Source organism: Gracilibacillus massiliensis (genome assembly GCF_001458115.1).
GTDB classification, from domain to species: Bacteria; Bacillota; Bacilli; order Bacillales; family Amphibacillaceae; genus Gracilibacillus; species Gracilibacillus massiliensis.
In genome coordinates this window covers 137382-156775 of record NZ_CZRP01000010.1, presented here as the reverse complement: position 1 = coordinate 156775, position 19394 = coordinate 137382, and the positions used below count along the sequence as shown (strand labels likewise).

Here is a 19394-nt window from a genome sequence, read left to right as displayed (position 1 = left end):
ATATATACGGAGGTGAAGAACATGGCAGATATCTCAAAAGATCAAGTGAAGCACGTTGCTAATTTAGCTCGTCTTGCAGTAACAGATGAAGAAGTAGAAATGTTCACAAAGCAATTGGGTGATATCATTAACTACGCAGAATTATTAAACGAACTAGACACAGATAATGTGGAGCCAACCACACACGTATTAGATTTGAAAAATGTGATGCGTAAAGACGAGCCAAAAGAATGGATCAAAAAAGAAGATGCATTAAAAAATGCACCAGATCAAAAAGATGGTCAATTCCGTGTGCCATCAATTCTAGAATAAGGAGGGTTTCTTTTGTCACTTTTTGATTATACGTTAAAAGAATTACAAGAAAAGCTACATAATAAAGAAATTACGGTCAGTGATCTTGTGCAAGCATCATACGATAGAATTAATGAAGTAGATGACAAAGTACAAGCGTTTTTAACATTAAATGAAGAGAAAGCAAAAAAACAAGCGAAAGAATTGGATGAAAAGTTAGGTGCTGATGCATCAATTCTATATGGTATGCCAATTGGTATTAAAGATAATATCGTTACAAAAGGAGTACGCACGACTTGTGCCAGTCAAATTTTAGATAACTTAAATGATCCATTATACGACGCTACCGTTGTCCAAAAGCTAAATGCTGAAAACACCATCAATATTGGAAAGTTAAACATGGATGAGTTTGCAATGGGTTCTTCCACAGAAAATTCAAGTTACGAGAACACTCGCAACCCTTGGAATACCGATTATGTACCAGGTGGATCGAGTGGGGGTTCTGCAGCAGCGGTAGCGGCAGGTGAAGTATTATTTTCACTAGGATCTGACACTGGTGGTTCGATTCGTCAACCGGCAGCATTCTGTGGTGTAGTAGGTCTGAAGCCAACCTATGGTCTTGTATCTCGTTTTGGTTTAGTGGCATTCGCCTCTTCCTTAGATCAAATCGGGCCTATCACTAGAACCGTAGAAGATAATGCCCACCTTCTACAAGCCATTGTAGGACATGACAAAATGGATTCAACTTCTGCTAATGTAGAAGTTCCAAACTACAGTGACGCATTTAAAGAAGATGTCAAAGGTTTACGCATTGCAGTACCAAAAGAGTACTTAGCAGAAGGGGTTGACCCTGAGGTTAAAGAAGCGGTACTAGTAGCGTTAAAGCAATATGAAGACTTAGGTGCCACATGGGAAGAAGTATCCTTACCACACTCCAAATATGCAGTAGCAGCGTATTACTTATTAGCATCGTCTGAAGCAAGTGCCAACCTAGCACGATTTGATGGTGTACGTTACGGTAAACGTACCGAAAAAAATGTCGATATGATTGATATGTTCAAAGAATCTCGTGCAGAAGGCTTTGGTGACGAAGTAAAACGTCGTATTATGCTGGGTACGTTTGCCTTGAGTTCAGGTTACTATGATGCCTATTACAAAAAAGCACAAAAAGTTCGTACATTAATTAAAAATGACTTTGAAAAAATCTTTGCAGAATATGACGTTGTAATTGGACCAACGACTCCAACACCTGCATATAAAGTCGGCGAAAAAATTGATGATCCATTAACAATGTACACGGACGATGTATTAACAACTCCTGTAAACCTTGCCGGCTTACCGGGTATCTCAGTGCCTTGTGGATTTTCCAGCAATGGGTTACCAATCGGTTTGCAAATTATCGGTAAACACTTTGATGAGTCGATGATTTATCGTACCGCATATGCTTATGAGCAAGCAACAGATCATCATACAAAACGTCCTAATTTAGGAGGTGATCAGTAATGACAAATTTTGAAACAGTTATTGGTTTAGAGGTACACGTGGAATTAAAAACAGCGTCTAAAATCTTTAGCCCTGCACCAAACGCATTCGGTTCAGAACCAAATGCTAATGTCAATCCTATCGATTTAGGCTACCCAGGTGTATTGCCAGTACTAAACGAAGAAGCAGTTAATTATGCGATGAAAGCATCGATGGCTATCAACTGTGACATCGCAACTAATACCAAATTTGATCGTAAAAACTATTTCTATCCAGATAATCCGAAAGCTTATCAAATTTCGCAATTCGATCAGCCAATTGGCGAAAATGGCTGGATTGAAATTGAAGTAAATGGTGAGAAAAAGAAAATAGGTATTACCCGTCTTCATTTGGAAGAGGATGCTGGTAAATTAACACACGGCGATGATGGTTATTCACTAGTCGATTACAACCGCCAAGGTACACCACTTGTCGAGATTGTATCGGAACCAGATATTCGTACACCAGAAGAAGCATATGCTTACTTAGAAAAACTAAAAAATATTATCCAATATACTGGTGTTTCTGACTGTAAGATGGAAGAGGGTTCCTTACGTTGTGATGCCAATATTTCGATCCGTCCAGTTGGACAAGAGGAATTTGGTACAAAAACAGAATTAAAGAACTTAAACTCCTTCTCTTTTGTACAAAAAGGACTTGAATTTGAGGAGAAACGTCAACGAGAAGTATTACTAAATGGCGGCGAGATCTTACAAGAAACACGTCGTTATGACGAACAAAAGAAAGAAACGATTCTTATGCGTGTCAAAGAAGGTTCTGACGATTATCGTTATTTCCCTGAACCAGACCTTGTACCACTTTATATTGATGAGGCGTGGAAGGAACGCATTCGCGCAGAAATTCCCGAATTACCAGATGCACGCCGTGAACGTTATGTAAAAGACTTAGATCTACCAACATATGATGCAGCCGTTCTAACAAGTACAAAAGAAATGTCTGACTTCTTTGAGGAAACCATTGAAGCTGGTGCAGATACGAAACAAGCATCGAACTGGTTAATGGGTGAAGTTTCTGCCTATATGAATAAACAACAAGTAGAAATTCAAGACCTGAAAATGACGCCAGCATCACTTGCAAAAATGATCCAATTAATCGAAGATGGCACGATTTCGTCTAAAATGGCGAAAAAAGTATTCGCAGAACTCGTAGAAAAAGGTGGAGACCCAGAAAAGATTGTCAAAGACAAAGGTCTGGTGCAAATTTCTGACGAGGGTCAGCTTCGTGATATCATTACCGGCATTTTGGATCAGAATGAACAATCGATCATTGATTACAAAAACGGTAAAGATAAAGCGCTTGGCTTCCTAGTTGGTCAAACAATGAAAGCAACAAAAGGACAAGCCAATCCACCGATGGTTAACAAGATAATTTTAGAAGAAATGGAAAAAAGGTAATAAGAAACCTTTGACGGAAGTGGATATAAAAAAATAATCTTGTAATTCGAAAATCCAAACGTTTCAAATAGATTTTGAATCGTTTGGATTTTTATGTGTATTAGGAAGCTACTGCGCAACAATGGATGCATATTTAATAGCAAAAGTGGTAATTTTGAAATGTGTAATTGACTAATAAATCGCTCCGGCTGCCCACTTTCCTTTCCGTGGTTTTTTCCCTTCAGCTAACTTTTCCAAGCAAAGGTCGCTTGAAAAAGTGGATCTTCAGGTAAAAAGTTACCACAGGAGTGAAAGTGGGCGGCCTGCGCTAATATATTTGTTCTACAACTACTATGACAGATAGCATTTTGAGCTGTTACTTCAATTAAAGAATTTTTTACATGAGAGAAATGGCATAATGCTACTTCATGCTAGCGTTGTAGAATATCAAATTAGCGTAGGCGTCCGCTTCAACTCCTACGGGAAGTTTTTATCCGAAGATCCACTTTGGTAAGTGATCTTTGCTTACCAAAGTTAGCTGAGGAGAAAAACCCGTGGAAAGAGAAGCGGACAAGCCGCAGCGGTGTCTAAGCACACACACCATGTCAAAATTATCGCCTCATTTATTACGTAGTATCCTTATATTGCGTTGCATATTGTATCGTCGTGTTTGGTGGGTAAAAAACATTTAAGTTCATATGTATTTACACAGAACAATATCCATTAAAAGATAATTACATCCTGTAAAGAAAGTCGCTTTTGCTTATGATTTGCAAAAATAACCAAAACATATATGATGATAGGTAGAAGGTTTTTCGTAAGAGGAGAATGAATATGAAACGAGCACGTATTATCTATAATCCTACTTCTGGTAGAGAGCTGTTTAAAAAAGAGTTACCCGAAGTATTAAGACGATTTGAAGAAGCTGGATATGAAACATCTGCCCATGCCACTACATGTGAAGGAGATGCGGTTGATGCTGCAAAATATGCTGTCGAATACAAATTTGAATTAATCATCGCAGCCGGTGGAGATGGCACAATCAATGAAGTATTGCATGGCATAGCGGAACAAGAACACCGACCACAATTAGCGGTTATTCCTGTAGGTACGACGAATGATTTTGCGCGTGCCTTAGGTATCCCTAGGGATATTCAAAAAGCAGTAAGTGTGATATTAGATCATAACATCCGTAAACTGGATATCGGTAAAGTTAATGGACACTATTTTATGAATATTGCTGGTGGTGGAAAACTAACTGAATTAACATACGAAGTGCCTAGTAAATTAAAGACGATGCTAGGACAACTTGCCTATTATTTAAAAGGTATTGAAATGTTGCCATCATTAAAACCGATAAATGTACAAATTGAATATGATGGAAAAATATTCGAGGATGAAATTATGCTTTTTCTTGTTTCCAATACCAATTCAGTAGGTGGATTTGAAAAAATTGCACCAGAGGCTAAAATGGATGATGGTTATTTTGATTTAGTCATTCTTCGTAAAACAAACTTGGCTGAATTTGTTCGTATTGCCAGTCTTGCAACTAGAGGAGCACATTTAGAGGATAAAAACATTTTTTATACAAGAGCAAATAGAATTAAAGTTTCTACAGATGAAAAAATGCAATTAAACCTTGATGGAGAATACGGCGGTTTATTACCAGGTGAATTTGAAAATCTTTATCAGCACATTGAATTTTTCGTATCAGATCAATTTATTGAGAAACAGACAGAAATAGAATAATAATAGAAGATACATTCGAACCAACGGATGTATCTTTTATTATTTCCCAGGAAATGATTAAATTAGACACAGTATTTCCTATTTGACACGAGCTATGATAAAATTTGGACAGCATATGATAAGAAAGATTGTCGAGGTATGACCATGACATTTTTTTTAGACAAAGGACGTTGATAATATGACAAAAGTAGCCCCACCAGTTAAAAAAAATCAAACAATTGAAGTTAGATTTGAAGATATAACTCACGAAGGTGATGGAGTCGGGAAAATTAATGGGTATCCTTTATTTGTTCCCTATGGGCTCCCAGGAGAATCAGCAAAAGTAAAAGTAATCAAAGTGAAAAAGAACTTTGGTTTTGGTCGTTTAATCGAGACGACAAATGAAAGTGAACATCGTGTCGATCCGCCATGTAATGTTTATTATAAATGTGGTGGTTGTCAATTACAGCACATGAGCTATGAGATGCAACTCAATATGAATAGGAATCAAGTGCAAAACTCTTTAAGAAAGATCGGACATATTGAAAATATTCCGGTCCATCCTACGATTGGAATGGATGATCCGTGGCGTTATCGAAATAAAGTGCAGATACCTGTTGGCTCTAAAAATGGGGAGTTGATCACAGGTTTTTATCGAAAAAGAAGTCATGATATCATCGATGACATGGAGCAATGTATCATAACGGATGAAGTCAATGACCGGATGGTTGATGCAGTTCGAGAAATAGCTAATCGTCTTGGAATCGAGGCGTACGATGAAGAACATCATCGAGGTATCCTGCGACATATAATGGTAAGGTCTGGTCAAGTAACCAAGCAAACAATGATTGTTTTAGTAACGAAAACAGAAAAAGTACCACAATTAGACGCTTTAATAAAAGAACTAACCGAAACATATCCTCATATTAAATCAATCGTGCAAAATATCAATAAAGATCGAACAAATGTGATTCTTGGCAAGAAAACCAAAGTGTTATGGGGAGACGAATATATATATGATGAAATTGGCGATATTAAATTTGCTATTTCTGCTAAATCTTTTTATCAAGTCAACCCAACGCAAACAAAAAAGTTATATGACACAGCATTAGAATATGCAGATCTTTCTGGAAATGAAACTGTCATAGATGCTTATTGTGGTATAGGTACGATTTCATTGTTTCTCGCACAAAAAGCTAAAAAGGTTTATGGTGTGGAAATTGTGCCAGAAGCTATCAATGATGCCAAGGAAAATGCGAAATTAAATCAAATCGATAATGCTGAATTCTATGTAGGACAAGCTGAAAAAGTAATGCCTTGGTGGCAAGCGCAAGGTCTTAAACCAGATGTTATTGTCGTTGATCCTCCAAGAAAGGGCTGTGATGAGGCTCTATTACATGCAATGCTAGAAATGAAGCCAAAGCGTATTGTCTATGTTTCTTGTAATCCTTCTACATTGGCGCGTGATTTACGAGTGTTAGAAGATGGGGGATATCAAACGAAGGAAGTGCAGCCTGTTGACATGTTTCCGCAGACGACACATGTGGAAAGTGTGGCGTTGTTAGAATTCAAATAAGTTAATGATTTCAAAAACAACAAATAACTAATTTGAAAAGATTTTATCCCCACTAGAAGTATTCTAGGGGGGATATTCCTAAACAGTACCGAAATTATACATTTGAATTAGTACCTAGCGCTATTATTTAAGAAAATACTAATGTTACTTTACAACCCGCCTCATACAATATATCTCTAATCCATCAATGGTTTTAGTATCCATCAGTCCATAACCAACCCTCTCGTAAAAAGCGATGTTCTGTGGATTTTCCGTATCAAGTGCAACAGGATAGGCTGGCTGGGAAGATTCAGCAATTTTATGAATCTCACGTAAAACCTTTATTCCAATGCCTTTTCCTTGGTGGGGAGGATCTACACCAATCATTGTTAAATAGTAATGAGGTTGATTTGGCGCAACTGAAAAAGTGGCTTTTTGATACTTAGTTAAGAATCTGAGCACATGAAATGGTAACTGAAATAGTAATAAAAACATCTCTATATTTAATTTCACTTTAGCCCATATTGATACATTTCTCAAATTCTTTGGTCGATCTACTATTGCCACGTAACTTGGCACGCTCTTATCGTCAGTGAGGGCCAGCCCATCTAATAATCGATTTTGTTTGATGATAAATGTTATTAACTTTTTAGATGTTTTTTTGTTTGATAAGAAATGAACAAACATAGGGTCATGTTCAAATGCACTAGATAGCAAGTCGATGTGTGATTGATTAATAGTCATTTTGTTCCCCCCTATGATGAAAAACGGAAAAGCTAAACAGCACCTTAAAAATATAAAAAATGAATAAAGTAGTAGCAAAGAAGGGTATCGCCTGACTATAGTATGCTACAATCAGCAAACCTATACCGGTAAAGCTACCTGCTAAGAGGATATGAATCGAGAGCTCTCTAGTCAAATTTAAGATTGCTGCACTAATTAACGTGTAAACACAAATTATAATCCCATAATGAAACGATATTTCCATTGACCAGGAAAGGATAATGGGTTGCACGTGGATAGCTATAAATATCCACCTATTACTAGAATGCCGATTATAAAAAATATCCGTTCCCTTTGTTAAGTTGGCAATAACACCTCCAGAAATATCTAAGAATAAAAACCATGTCACTATTTGTTTTATTAACGATAACTCTTTCCATTCAGCGTATCCCAGAATACCTGTGAAAAAACCAGAAATCAGTACAAAAACAGCAATAACAACTAAAGAAGATTTTGTCTGAAACTCACCTAATATTTCATGGAAAAACTTTGGAATTTTCAACATGGAACACCTCTTTCTGACCGTTCGAACAGTCACTATTATTTTGTTAAAAATGACAGTTCCCTATTGTAATAAGGACTGCCATGCTTTTACTTGTAATGTCCATATTTCCTTAAACCTAGCACGATCAGAATCTAGTAAAAAATGGAGTCCGTAACCATCTAATGTCATGATGATCATTTCAGAAACCTTTAAAAGCTTTTCTTTTCTATGAGAACTATAGCGCGATAACTGTGTTGCAATAGCCCCAATCACCTCAATCTTTGTCTTCAATAAGTAGGCTCTATATTTTTCATTGTATAAACAAGTATTGTAAAAATGAAGTAACACAGCATAGGCTGATTTTTCTTCATCACTAATAGAGTAGATACTTTCCCCAAGGAAAATAAGAAATGATTCTAAGTCTGGTTCCTGATTGGCTTCAATCGGTTTCACCATATCAGCGAGGATATTCTCAAAAATTACATGTACCACTTCATCTACAGAACCAAAATGGTGAAATATATTACTCTTACTAATTCCTGAAAGATCTGCTATTTTTTTGGCACTTAATCCTTTTAGTCCTTCTTCTGAAATAATTTTTATGGAGGCAGCAATAATTCGATGTTTTGTTTCGTTGCCCTTTGTAATTCTTAAATCATTAGTCATGATAACCCACCTCATAGAAGTATCTTTGGAACTATCATACAACTAACCGAACGATCAGTCAATATAAAAATGGAAATATTTTCAGATAAGATACTAAAATGTATTATAATTGAAAAATAAATGAAACATTGTACATGTACGATGTTTGTTAGAATTAAGATCGAGGTATTTATATTATAAAGAAACGTGTTTTAATAAGGTAATATGGAGGAGCATGATACCAATGGAAAACCAACTAATTAGTAAATCCTATTATCATACATATACAGATGGTATTAATAATGTCGAGCCAATCAAGATTTTAGGTGAATTATATAACGAAGAACAACAAAATGAAATGCCTGAGCTATCGTATATCCGATTTGCGCAGGGAGAGGTATATTATTTCTATCAAGATTTTGAATCGGCCATTTTTAAATGGGAAAATGTTTCAAATGAATTAAAACCTTGGGCACAGAAAAATATAGCAGATGCGCATGTGAAAATGAATTTACTTGCTATTGCGGAGGACTACTACAATTCTGTTGAAACAGATTCAGATGTATTAAAGACGGAAGTGTTATTGCAGCTATTTTCATTATATACACAACTTGGAAAGTATGCGAAGGCAGTAAATTCGATTAAGCAAGCGGTTGATATAAACCCTGACTATCCTCAAGTAACCGATACGGCAAGGGGATTCTTTGAAGAGCAAGAGGATTGGGAGAATGCGGTTGAGCTTGCTGCTAACGAAGCAAAACGAACAGAATCATTATTATGGTTTAAAATTTTAGAAGAGTATGTAGAACAAGGACATACTTCATCCATTCATCCAAATTATTTTAGCGAAGTTTTAACCATTCTTTATCACGTTGATCACAATCGTTTTGAGTCTATAACAACAACACTATGGAATAGTTATAAACAAAATGATTTGTATTTCTCTTGGTTAGAAGAGATCAACAACCTGCTGTTGAGTGTTGATCCAGAACCATCCTATGTATGGAGCAAACTTTCCGATCAATATAAAATAACATATTTTGAATTATTGAATGGAAACTATTTAATAGAAGAATTCGCTTATTTAATGCCTACTCACTTAACCAATTGGATGAAAACAGCTACAGCTTCAAATGCTGTGATTGCCTCATCTGCCGTACTGACATGGAATGAAATTTATCCATCTAGTATAGAAGCTTCGACTATTGATAAGGCGGAAAGTCTAGTAAGTCAGTCCGCTCGTTATCAGCATGGTATGGAAGATGGAGTTACTCTATTTAAATCCATTATGGGCTGGGCAGAGAAAGAAGGTTTGTCATCGGATAAACGTTACCAATGGCTGATTAATGAATTACAAGATTTAAATCACTATCATTTAATGATTACAGGAACGGAAGCGACAGGAAAGGCAACATTTGTGAATACAATACTCGAAGAAGAGCTTTCAGAAGAGACGAGTAACGCTACAGTCCTTTATAAAGATGCGGACAATGCGAAAATTAAGGCTATTACGCAAGAAGAGGAAAGAAGTATTTCAGAACATCACGATTTTAAAGAAGCAGCCCTTGCTGGGCAAAGTCTAATATCTTGCAGAATGCCGGTATCTTTTTTAAATAACCATAAACTGGCCTTAATTGATTCTCCAGCACTCACTGGACAAAATGAATTCAGGAGTCAAGCTAACCAATATTTAAAATTAGCTGATGGTCTCTTGTTTGTGATAAATGCAGATTCCAATCTGACAAGTAACGAGCTTGATACAGCTGTTAAAATCAAAGAGCAAGCACCAGATCTGCCTATCCATTTTCTATTATGTAGTAAGATCGAACGGCATACTGCAATAGAACGGACTAATAAAATAAGTACTAGAATTAATAGTTATTTTTCGAATGCAAAAGTTTTTACCTTTTTTGTAGAAGAAGGTAAAAATAATCAGATAGACGAGTTTTCTGCATTCATAAAATCGATCAAAAATGAGCGATATATAGAAGATAATCGCACGGCTAGTATTCTTTATTACATTAAAAAATCGATGGACTTTTTGCTTGATAAACGAGAAGAAGCGGAGATCTCATTAAGAGATCGAATAGAATGGAATGAAGAGATTGTTACCAAACTGAAGGGTGCACAGAATCAACTGCGTGATATCGAAGAGAACTCTGCAAAAGTCATTAAAAACGCTTATAGCAAAATTATCGAGAAGTGGCGACAGGATTTGAAGACAAAGCTACCGATATTGATTCAACAAAGTGCAGAAGTGGTAAAGAAAGATAGTGATCTCAGTAAAATCCATAGCGAGCTCAATCATGAAATAAATAAGCGAACCAATCAATATATCGAGGATACAGTTTTACCAGACTTATATGTAGACCTTCAAAGGTGGATTGAGAATAGTGAAAATGAGCTTAAAGAGAGTCAAACCTATTTAAGGGAAATGTGCGAGAGTTTTAATCATTTATATGGAGAAGAAAAGATATCTTTTGAGTGTGACAGTAGAGTTCTAAATGACTGGAATCGGGATATCGACCGGATGACAAGAAGAAATATTCAGTTGACGGAAACAACCTTCATAAGTCATTATGCTAGTTCAGAAGTTTTATGGAAAGGTGCAGGGAAACTTGTCGATACATTATTGAAAAACAAAGAAATACTTCATGATAAATTTAAACAATACATTAAGGGGAAAGATTACAGCAAAACGATCAAAAGTGTGATTGATGAATTTATGCAACAGTTCGAGATATTTGAGAAATCTATTGAACGCGATATTAACATGTTTTTCGCAGATCCGGATAATGTATTGCGGGAAACTTTATCTGAAACATATGATGAAATAGAAAGTAATAAAGCTAACTTAAATGATATGCAGAAAAAACCAGAATTATATCGCAATCCGATTACCTTGTTTGAAATAAAGCTTCGTCAATTGGAATGGATAGCTACAGCCAATCAATTAATTTATGAAAAAAATAGATGAGAATCTAAAGCAGAAAGAAGAGAAATTTTCTTTCTGCTTTTTATATGTTTCTAATGATAGAAAACCTATAGAACACTGAGAACATTCTTATATGATAAACAAAAGATTTCAAACATTTAGAAATAATTTTCTCTGTTTTTTAACAATTAAAGTCTGTTTTTTTAATATTTTAGTATGCAATATTCTGTTAAGCTTTACATGTCTTCTGAAAAATCCTCTTGTTAGACTAAAAAACGAGGGATTTTTAATGTTTCATAAAATGAAAGCGCTAACAGTGATTAGGATGATGAAAGTATTTAAAGGAGGTGAATGTCTGTTTTGATTTTCGAGAAAAAGTTAACACCATCACCAGGCACTTAAATCCAATATCAATCAACACTAATTACTTGTTTTCAATCTAACCTTAGGAGGATTAATGTATGTTAAAACGATTTAAGAAACGATTGAAGAAAAGTGCAATTGTTGTAAGCTCAGTTCTTGTTTCTGCCTCATTTGCTAGCACATTTCAATTGCCATCCGTTAGTGCAAATGAAACTGGAGAGACTCCTTATCAAATGGAGTATTTAGAACGAGGTGTTGTTGCTGTTAACACTGATGACGGTATTTTTGTAAGTTGGCGCCTATTGGGGACAGATTCAGAAGAGGTTACTTTTAATATTTATCGTGACGGTGACAAGATAAATGATGAACCCATCACATCAAGCACAAATTATTTAGATCAAGAGGGTACAATTGAGTCGACCTATAGTGTAAGCGTTATCTTAGATGGAGAAGAAGCAGACGAATCAAAAGAAGTAAATGTGTGGGGAGATCAATATCACTCGATTCCACTTCAAAGACCAGAAGGTGGTACTACTCCTGATGGGGTAGATTATACTTATCATGCAAATGATGCAAGTGTGGGTGACCTTGATGGTGATGGTGAATATGAAATTATATTAAAGTGGGAACCATCAAATGCTCAAGATAATTCGCGCTCAGGATATACAGGCGAAGTTTTTATGGATGCTTATGAATTAGACGGTACACAATTATGGAGAATTGGTCTAGGAAAGAATGTTCGTGCGGGTGCACATTATACGCAATTTTTAGTTTATGACTTTGATAGTGATGGTAAAGCGGAAGTTACACTTAGAACAGCTGATGGTGCAACGGATGCAGCTGGTAATGTGATCGGTGATCCTGATGCAGATTATCGTAATGATTCGGGTTATATCCTGGAAGGACCTGAATACTTAACCGTTTTTGATGGTGAAACAGGAGAAGAACTTGTTAGTACAGACTTTTCACCGGCTCGGGGCAACATGGGAGATTGGGGTGACACATATGGTAACCGAGGAGATCGTTTCCTTGCAGGGGTGGCCTATCTTGATGGTCAAAAGCCTAGTATTGTGATGACGCGTGGTTACTATGAAAAATCGATGCTTACAGCTTATAACTTCCGAGATGGGGAGCTAACCGAGCTTTGGACGTTTGATACGGACGAAGGTAATGAAGAATATGAAGGACAGGGAAATCACAATTTAAGTATTGCTGACGTAGACGAAGATGGAAAGGATGAAATTATTTTTGGTGCAATGGCTGTTGATGATGATGGTACAGGCATGTACTCAACAGGCTGGAACCATGGTGATGCAATGCATGTAAGTGACCTTGATCCTAATAGAGAAGGTATGGAAGTATTTCAAGTTCATGAATGGGGAGATTATGGTTTAAGCATGCGAGATGCAGCTTCAGGTGAAGAGCTATGGGCTGTTCCTACAGGTGCAGATACTGGAAGGGGATTATCCGCAGATGTAGATCCTCGATATCCAGGTGCAGAAGCATGGGCAGTCGGTGGCGCGTGGAATGATAATGAAGGTTACTTTTATACAGCCGATGGTGAAGAAATTGGTAGTGACATTCCAACTTCTAACTTTGCTATCTGGTGGGATGGTGATTTATCCCGTGAGCTATTAGACCATGAATGGACAGATTATGATGTGGGAATTGGAACACCAAGGATTGATAAATGGGATTATGAAAATAATGAGCTAGACAATATTTTGATGATGGAAGGCACAACTTCGAACAATGGTACTAAAGGAAATCCGGCATTACAAGCGGATCTCATTGGTGATTGGCGTGAAGAAGTCATTGTGAGAGATATTGAGAGTACAGAACTTCGTCTCTATACAACAACTGATCTCACAGAGCATAGAATTCCAACTCTTATGCATGATTCGGTGTATCGCTTAGGAATTGCTTGGCAAAATGTGGCCTATAACCAACCGCCACACACAAGCTATTTCTTAGGTAACGACATGGAGGAAGCACCAAAACCAAACGCTAACTTTATTGTTTCGTCCAATGTTGATGTGAACCCTGATAAATTAAATGGAAAGTTGAAAGGGAAGCTTACCATAAATGTTGAAGTGCCAGATAATGCTAAGGATTTAGTTGATGGTGAATCTGCTACCCTTGCTATTAACGGCAAAACGGTTAACGGTAACATTACAGCAGGAAACAAGGGTTATCAAGTGAAAATGGAACGTAGAGAATTTGTTCGAGCATTATCTGGACAAACCGGCGACACTGAAGTTAGGATTAGTATCACCTCTTCAAACGGAGAGATTTTTGTTGGAGCAGATACGGTGAATGTTCAAACTTCAGAACCTGCTTTATCTGTTAATGAAGTAGAGGATGTAAAAGTAGGTGATTCATTTAGTCTTACCTATGCAATGAGCGGTGAAGGTGATAACCTTCGTTCAATCGAAATGAATCTTAATTACGATCCGGAGCAACTGGAGTTTGTTTCCGTCGATCCTTTAGTAAAAAAATTAAAAATAACGCATGATTCTGAACAACCAGGTGAGATTCGTCTCATGGTAGAAGGTCCACCAAGTCGTTTCTTTAACGATCCAGACTTGTTTAAGGTGAATATGAAAGCAAAAGAAACAGAGGCATTTACAACTGATGTTATTCTAACGGATACGGCCTATACAACAACTAGTAAGGAAGTCATTTCAATGGAGGATGTTGCCCAATCAATTAATTTATTTGATGAAGTCTCTAACATTTCTGTGAGTGGCGAAGATGGAGTGCAGGCCATCGATTCAAATGGTGGAACATTAAAATTAACAGCACAAGTCTCTCCAGCCAATGCAAACCAAAACGTGGAATGGTCTCTAACTGATTTAGATGGTTCAGATACAGAAACTGCTTCTATTACCGCAGATGGATTATTATCCGGTAATACGAAAGGTCTAAATGGAGAAGTTAAAGTTATTGCAGAGGCAATGGACGGTTCAGGGGTAGTAGGAGAGCTAGTTGTTGACATTTCCAATCAGCTAGCATTAGTAACAGGAGATCTTTTTGGAACAAGCCCAGCGTGGTCAGCAGGTACAGAATATGATAAAGCATTTGATGGGGATACAAGTACCTTCTTCGACTATCAAGAAGCAAATGGTGGTTATACAGGCATTGATACAGGAGAAGGTAACCAAGTGGAACCTGTTCAAATTAGATTCTACCCAAGGGAAGGATTTGCGCGCAGGATGACCGGAGGTAAAATTCAAGGGTCAAATGTTTCTTCAAACGAAGGGTTCGTCGATTTATATACGATCAGCTCAGAGCCAGACTCTGGATGGAACGTAGTGGAACTTTCAAATGAAGAAACGTATCGCTATCTTCGTTATATAAGTCCTGATGGAGGTCACGCGAATATCGCTGAACTGGAATTTTATACGAAATGATCGGAAGATAAAGGAAGTAGTTTAAAAAAGAAATGGGCATAAGTTCGATATCGAACTTATGCCTTTTCTATTTGCGAAAAAGGCATATAGTACTTGATTGCAGGTTTATTAGTACTGTGGTCAGGGTACAAGACGCATAAGGATTAATCCGTTTAAATAGATTGATATGACACTACTCCAAATCTAAAAAATGAATGATTTTACTGATATTATTACACATACCATGTCTATTACAGAAACGGAAGAGGCATATCGCATTTTTATAAAAAGAAGATGGTAATATAAAAACTACTTTGAAATCATGATTAGTTTCAAGGCATACACGCGTTAGGTAAATGACCTAACGCTTAATGTTTTCCTAATTCTATTCATAATTCATTATTCTAATGAGTTTTAAGTCATGTATGAATCAGGTAAAACAACAAATGCTAAAAGATAGCGCTATTTTTCTCAGGATATGTCGAATTGTGTTTGATATTTTATTACTTATCGGTGATAATATAATCGTTTGAAAAAAATGATTTGAGGTGGAATTGTGAGAGGAAATGGACCTGTATTTTGGATTTCACTTTCTATATGTGCTGCACTTGTCATATGGGGAGTAATTAATCCTGAACATTTAAAAGAAACGACATCAGCTATTACTACATACATTTCCGAAGTTTTTGGCTGGTATTATCTAATTACGATTATGCTATTTCTAGCTTTTTGTATTTATCTTATTTTTTCGCGTTTTGGCAATATTAAATTAGGAAAAGAAAATGATACGCCAGATTATAACTTATCATCCTGGTTTGCTATGTTATTTAGTGCAGGGATGGGAATGGGGTTGGTTTTTTGGACGACAGCAGAACCAATATCACATGCATTTAAAAGTACACCAGGAGCTGAGCCTGGCTCTGGTGAAGCGATCAAACAGTCCCTTCAATATTCCTTTTTTCATTGGGGGATTCACGCTTGGGCTGTATACGGAGTTGTAGCGTTGTCTTTAGCATACTTTAAATTTCGTTATGATCGACCTGGATTAATTAGTGCGACATTGATACCTATTCTAGGCGAAAAAAGTATGAAAGGTATAGCAGGTAAAATCATTGATATTTTAGCGATTTTCGCAACGGTTGTAGGTGTTGCTTCAACACTCGGTTTTGGTTCAGCACAAATTAATGGAGGACTTTCTTATCTATTCGATACACCTAATACCTTTAGTATGCAACTGCTTATCCTCGCTGTTGCTACGCTTTTATTCATTATATCGGCATGGTCAGGGATTGGTAGAGGGATTAAATATTTGAGTAATATTAATATGGGCTTAGGTTTTGCATTATTACTCCTATTATTTGCGGTTGGTCCCACTTTATATATATTGAATATGTTCACATCCACTCTAGGAAGTTATATTGCAAACTTTTTTGATATGAGCTTTCGTATTTCACCATTAAATGATGAAGGTCGAACATGGATTGATAACTGGACGATTTTTTATTGGGCTTGGTGGATTTCCTGGGCGCCATTTGTGGGTATATTTATCGCAAGAATTTCAAAAGGTCGCACGATCAAAGAATTTATGATGGGTGTGCTTTTCGTACCTGCTCTTGTCTGTTTTGTCTTTTTCTCTGTCTTCGGAGTATCGGCTTTAAATATTGAACAACATGGAATAGATCTAATTTCTGAGTATTCCCTGGAGACCACAACGTTTGGAGTCTTGCAACATTATCCGCTTGGAACGTTAATGTCTATGATCACAATTCTAGTGATTGCAATCTTTTTTATTACGTCTGCAGACTCAGCGACCTTCGTATTAGGAATGTTGAGTACTAACGGCTCGATCAATCCTCCCAGTTCAATTAAAATTACTTGGGGACTAGCTATGTCTGCAATGGCTGCCATTATTGTATATTTTGGTGGTACACAAGGGTTACAGAATATGTTAATAATTGCGGCATTACCTTTTTCTATTATCATGTTTTTAATGATAGTGTCCTTTTACAAAATGGCTAGGCTTGAAGTAGAGAAAAAGAAAAAGCCAAAAAGACATAAATAATTTGCTACTTCCAAATAACACTTGCTATTCCAAACATTATATGCTATTCTAAGTAAGAATTATTTTTGTTCGGTATTGGTCTGAGAGGTAAGAATAACTTTTACACATTTCACCTTTTATCTAGATTGAGCAATAATAGTATTAAATTGTGGAAACATGATCCACATAGGAGGAAACAAATATGCAACAAGGTACAGTAAAATGGTTTAACGCAGATAAAGGTTTCGGTTTTATCGAAGTAGAAGGTGGAGAAGATTTATTCGTACATTTCTCAGCTATTCAAGGTGACGGATTTAAAACGTTAGACGAAGGTCAAGCAGTTAGCTTTGACGTAGAAGAAGGTCAACGTGGACCTCAAGCTACAAATGTTAATAAAGCATAATTTAATTTCTAAAGGGCTCTTATATAGAGTCCTTTTTCTTTTTTTCTAGGACCATACTGCAGAATATGATTCATAGTCTACGTAAATAGTATAAGTAAAATTTAAATAAATGAGGTATAGTGATGGAAGGAAATTTTGAAAGTTATCATTTAAGTGACGAAGTAAATAAAGCACTTGATGTATTAAAATATAATGAACCTACAAACGTTCAAAGTGAAGTCATTCCCAGATTACTTAAAAATCAGGATCTAATTGTAAAGTCACAAACTGGAAGTGGAAAGACTGCTGCTTTTGCCATCCCTATCTGTGAGAAAATTATATGGGAAGAGAATAGACCGCAAGCATTGGTACTAACACCAACAAGGGAACTTGCCGCACAGGTTAGAGAAGATGTAACCAATATAGGTAGGTTCAAACGAATTAAAGCTTTAGCTGTTTATGGAAAAGAACCTTTTGCTTTTCAAAAAGAAGAACTAAAACAAAAAACACACGTAGTGGTGGGTACACCAGGTCGGGTAACAGATCATATCGAACAAGAGACACTAAACCTAGATCATATTAAGTACCTGATTATTGATGAAGCAGATGAGATGCTGAAGATGGGCTTTATCGATGAAGTAGAAGCGATCATGGAAAAACTACCATCGAACAGAATAACAAATGTTTATTCCGCTACCTTACCAATACAAATTGAGAAGCTTTGTGAGGAGCATATGAAAGATCCAATAAAAATTGAAATTACCACAGAAGTTACAACTTCAAGTATTGAACACTGTCTGTATGGCGTCATAAAAGAATCAAAAATGGACTTACTTAAAGATTTGACCGTTATCGAAAATCCCGATAGCTGTATCATTTTTTGCAATACCCAAGAACAAGTAAACGAAGTCTCGACCGAATTGGAACAATCAGGTTACCCGTGTGAACAAATTCATGGTGGATTGGAGCAAGAACAACGATTTGCTGTTATGGATGGTTTTAAGTCAGGTGCGTTTCGTTATCTTATTGCGACAGATGTAGCGGCACGAGGCATTGATGTAGATAATGTTTCACTTGTTATTAACTTCGATGTGCCGAGGGAAAAAGAAGGATACGTTCACCGAACTGGGAGAACCGGTCGTGCTGGTAATAAAGGAAAAGCAATCACTTTTGCAAGTCACTATGAAGAGAAGAATTTACGACCAATTGAAAATTATATTGGTTTTGAACTCCTTGAAAAGCTTGCGCCTTCTAAAGAAGAAGTTCGAGATGCTAAAGCATCCTTCGATGAAAAAATGGGAGAACGTCGCATTGTAAAGAATAATAAAAGTGCACGAATCAATCAAGATATTATGAAATTACATTTTAATGCCGGTAAAAAGAAGAAAATAAGGGTAATCGATCTTGTTGGGACTATTTCCAACATCCCCAATGTAACAGCAGATGATATTGGTATTATCTCGATTAAAGACAACTGGTCCTATGTGGATATCCTGAATGGTAAAGGATCACTAGTTTTAGAAGCAATGGAACATACAAAAGTAAAAGGTAAGCAATTGAAAGTGAGTAAAGCGAAGAAATAGACGTATGTTTTTCCGATCCTAATTATATTAGATGAACAGTTAGCAGGTAACGAAAGAATAGTTACCTGTTGTTTGTTGTTTTAGTTTTTTAAGAAAAAGTCATCGATATTCCACTGCGATTATCATAAGAAATACCGAAGAGGAAGACTCTCATCGGCAAAACCGCAGTGAATATCGCAAGAAAAGCCGACGAGGGAGGTTCTCATCGGCAAAACCGCAGTGAATATCGCAAGAAAAGCCGACGAGGGAGGTTCTCATCGGCAAAACCGCAGTGAATATCGTAAGAAAAGCCGACGA

The 19394-nt window shown here is 36.6% G+C and carries 13 protein-coding genes; 10 read left to right on the top strand and 3 right to left on the bottom strand.

Annotation, left to right across the window (positions count from 1 at the left end; all coding sequences use genetic code 11):
- The first annotated feature begins 21 nt into the window (after positions 1 to 21).
- From gatC to rlmD, 5 genes are all read left to right on the top strand, one after another.
- Positions 22 to 312, top strand: a complete 291-nt coding sequence (gene gatC / locus BN3107_RS02970; RefSeq protein WP_058306154.1) for an Asp-tRNA(Asn)/Glu-tRNA(Gln) amidotransferase subunit GatC — start codon at positions 22 to 24, stop codon at positions 310 to 312.
- A 12-nt stretch (positions 313 to 324) separates the two neighbouring features.
- Positions 325 to 1794, top strand: a complete 1470-nt coding sequence (gene gatA, locus BN3107_RS02965; protein WP_058306153.1) for an Asp-tRNA(Asn)/Glu-tRNA(Gln) amidotransferase subunit GatA — start codon at positions 325 to 327, stop codon at positions 1792 to 1794.
- Positions 1794 to 3227 (top strand): Asp-tRNA(Asn)/Glu-tRNA(Gln) amidotransferase subunit GatB, encoded by a 1434-nt coding sequence (gene gatB, locus BN3107_RS02960; protein ID WP_058306152.1) that lies wholly within the window; start codon positions 1794 to 1796, stop codon positions 3225 to 3227. Before gatA ends, gatB begins: the two co-directional genes overlap by 1 nt.
- An 813-nt stretch (positions 3228 to 4040) precedes the next feature.
- Positions 4041 to 4955 (top strand): diacylglycerol kinase, encoded by a 915-nt coding sequence (locus tag BN3107_RS02955; protein ID WP_058306151.1) that lies wholly within the window; start codon positions 4041 to 4043, stop codon positions 4953 to 4955.
- Between the two features lie 178 nt (positions 4956 to 5133).
- A complete protein-coding gene (rlmD, locus tag BN3107_RS02950; RefSeq protein ID WP_058306150.1) occupies positions 5134 to 6510 on the top strand; it encodes a 23S rRNA (uracil(1939)-C(5))-methyltransferase RlmD in 1377 nt (458 codons plus the stop codon).
- 144 nt (positions 6511 to 6654) lie between these two features.
- Here the strand turns inward: rlmD and BN3107_RS02945 are convergent, their stop codons facing one another.
- Genes BN3107_RS02945 through BN3107_RS02935 form a run of 3 tightly spaced genes read right to left on the bottom strand, consistent with a single transcriptional unit; the run spans position 6655 to position 8422 of the window.
- On the bottom strand, positions 6655 to 7233 hold the full coding sequence (locus BN3107_RS02945; protein WP_058306149.1) for a GNAT family N-acetyltransferase: 579 nt from the start codon (positions 7231 to 7233) through the stop codon (positions 6655 to 6657).
- On the bottom strand, positions 7223 to 7777 hold the full coding sequence (locus BN3107_RS02940) for a hypothetical protein (protein WP_058306148.1): 555 nt from the start codon (positions 7775 to 7777) through the stop codon (positions 7223 to 7225). Before BN3107_RS02940 ends, BN3107_RS02945 begins: the two co-directional genes overlap by 11 nt.
- Positions 7778 to 7837: 60 nt before the next feature.
- On the bottom strand, positions 7838 to 8422 hold the full coding sequence (locus BN3107_RS02935; RefSeq protein ID WP_058306147.1) for a TetR/AcrR family transcriptional regulator: 585 nt from the start codon (positions 8420 to 8422) through the stop codon (positions 7838 to 7840).
- A gap of 223 nt (positions 8423 to 8645) precedes the next feature.
- Between BN3107_RS02935 and BN3107_RS02930 the strand changes: the two genes are divergently transcribed.
- The 5 genes from BN3107_RS02930 to BN3107_RS02910 all read left to right on the top strand — a co-directional run bounded on the left by BN3107_RS02930 (position 8646) and on the right by BN3107_RS02910 (position 19097).
- Positions 8646 to 11378 (top strand): GTPase domain-containing protein, encoded by a 2733-nt coding sequence (locus tag BN3107_RS02930; protein WP_231735241.1) that lies wholly within the window; start codon positions 8646 to 8648, stop codon positions 11376 to 11378.
- A 419-nt stretch (positions 11379 to 11797) separates the two neighbouring features.
- Positions 11798 to 15112 (top strand): rhamnogalacturonan lyase family protein, encoded by a 3315-nt coding sequence (locus BN3107_RS20370; RefSeq protein WP_077065035.1) that lies wholly within the window; start codon positions 11798 to 11800, stop codon positions 15110 to 15112.
- Positions 15113 to 15647: 535 nt separating this feature from the next.
- Positions 15648 to 17153, top strand: coding sequence for a glycine betaine uptake BCCT transporter (locus BN3107_RS02920; protein ID WP_058306146.1), 1506 nt, complete (start codon positions 15648 to 15650; stop codon positions 17151 to 17153).
- Between the two features lie 181 nt (positions 17154 to 17334).
- Positions 17335 to 17535 (top strand): cold-shock protein, encoded by a 201-nt coding sequence (locus BN3107_RS02915; RefSeq protein WP_058306145.1) that lies wholly within the window; start codon positions 17335 to 17337, stop codon positions 17533 to 17535.
- Between the two features lie 119 nt (positions 17536 to 17654).
- Positions 17655 to 19097 (top strand): DEAD/DEAH box helicase, encoded by a 1443-nt coding sequence (locus BN3107_RS02910; RefSeq protein ID WP_058306144.1) that lies wholly within the window; start codon positions 17655 to 17657, stop codon positions 19095 to 19097.
- Positions 19098 to 19394 lie beyond the last annotated feature (297 nt).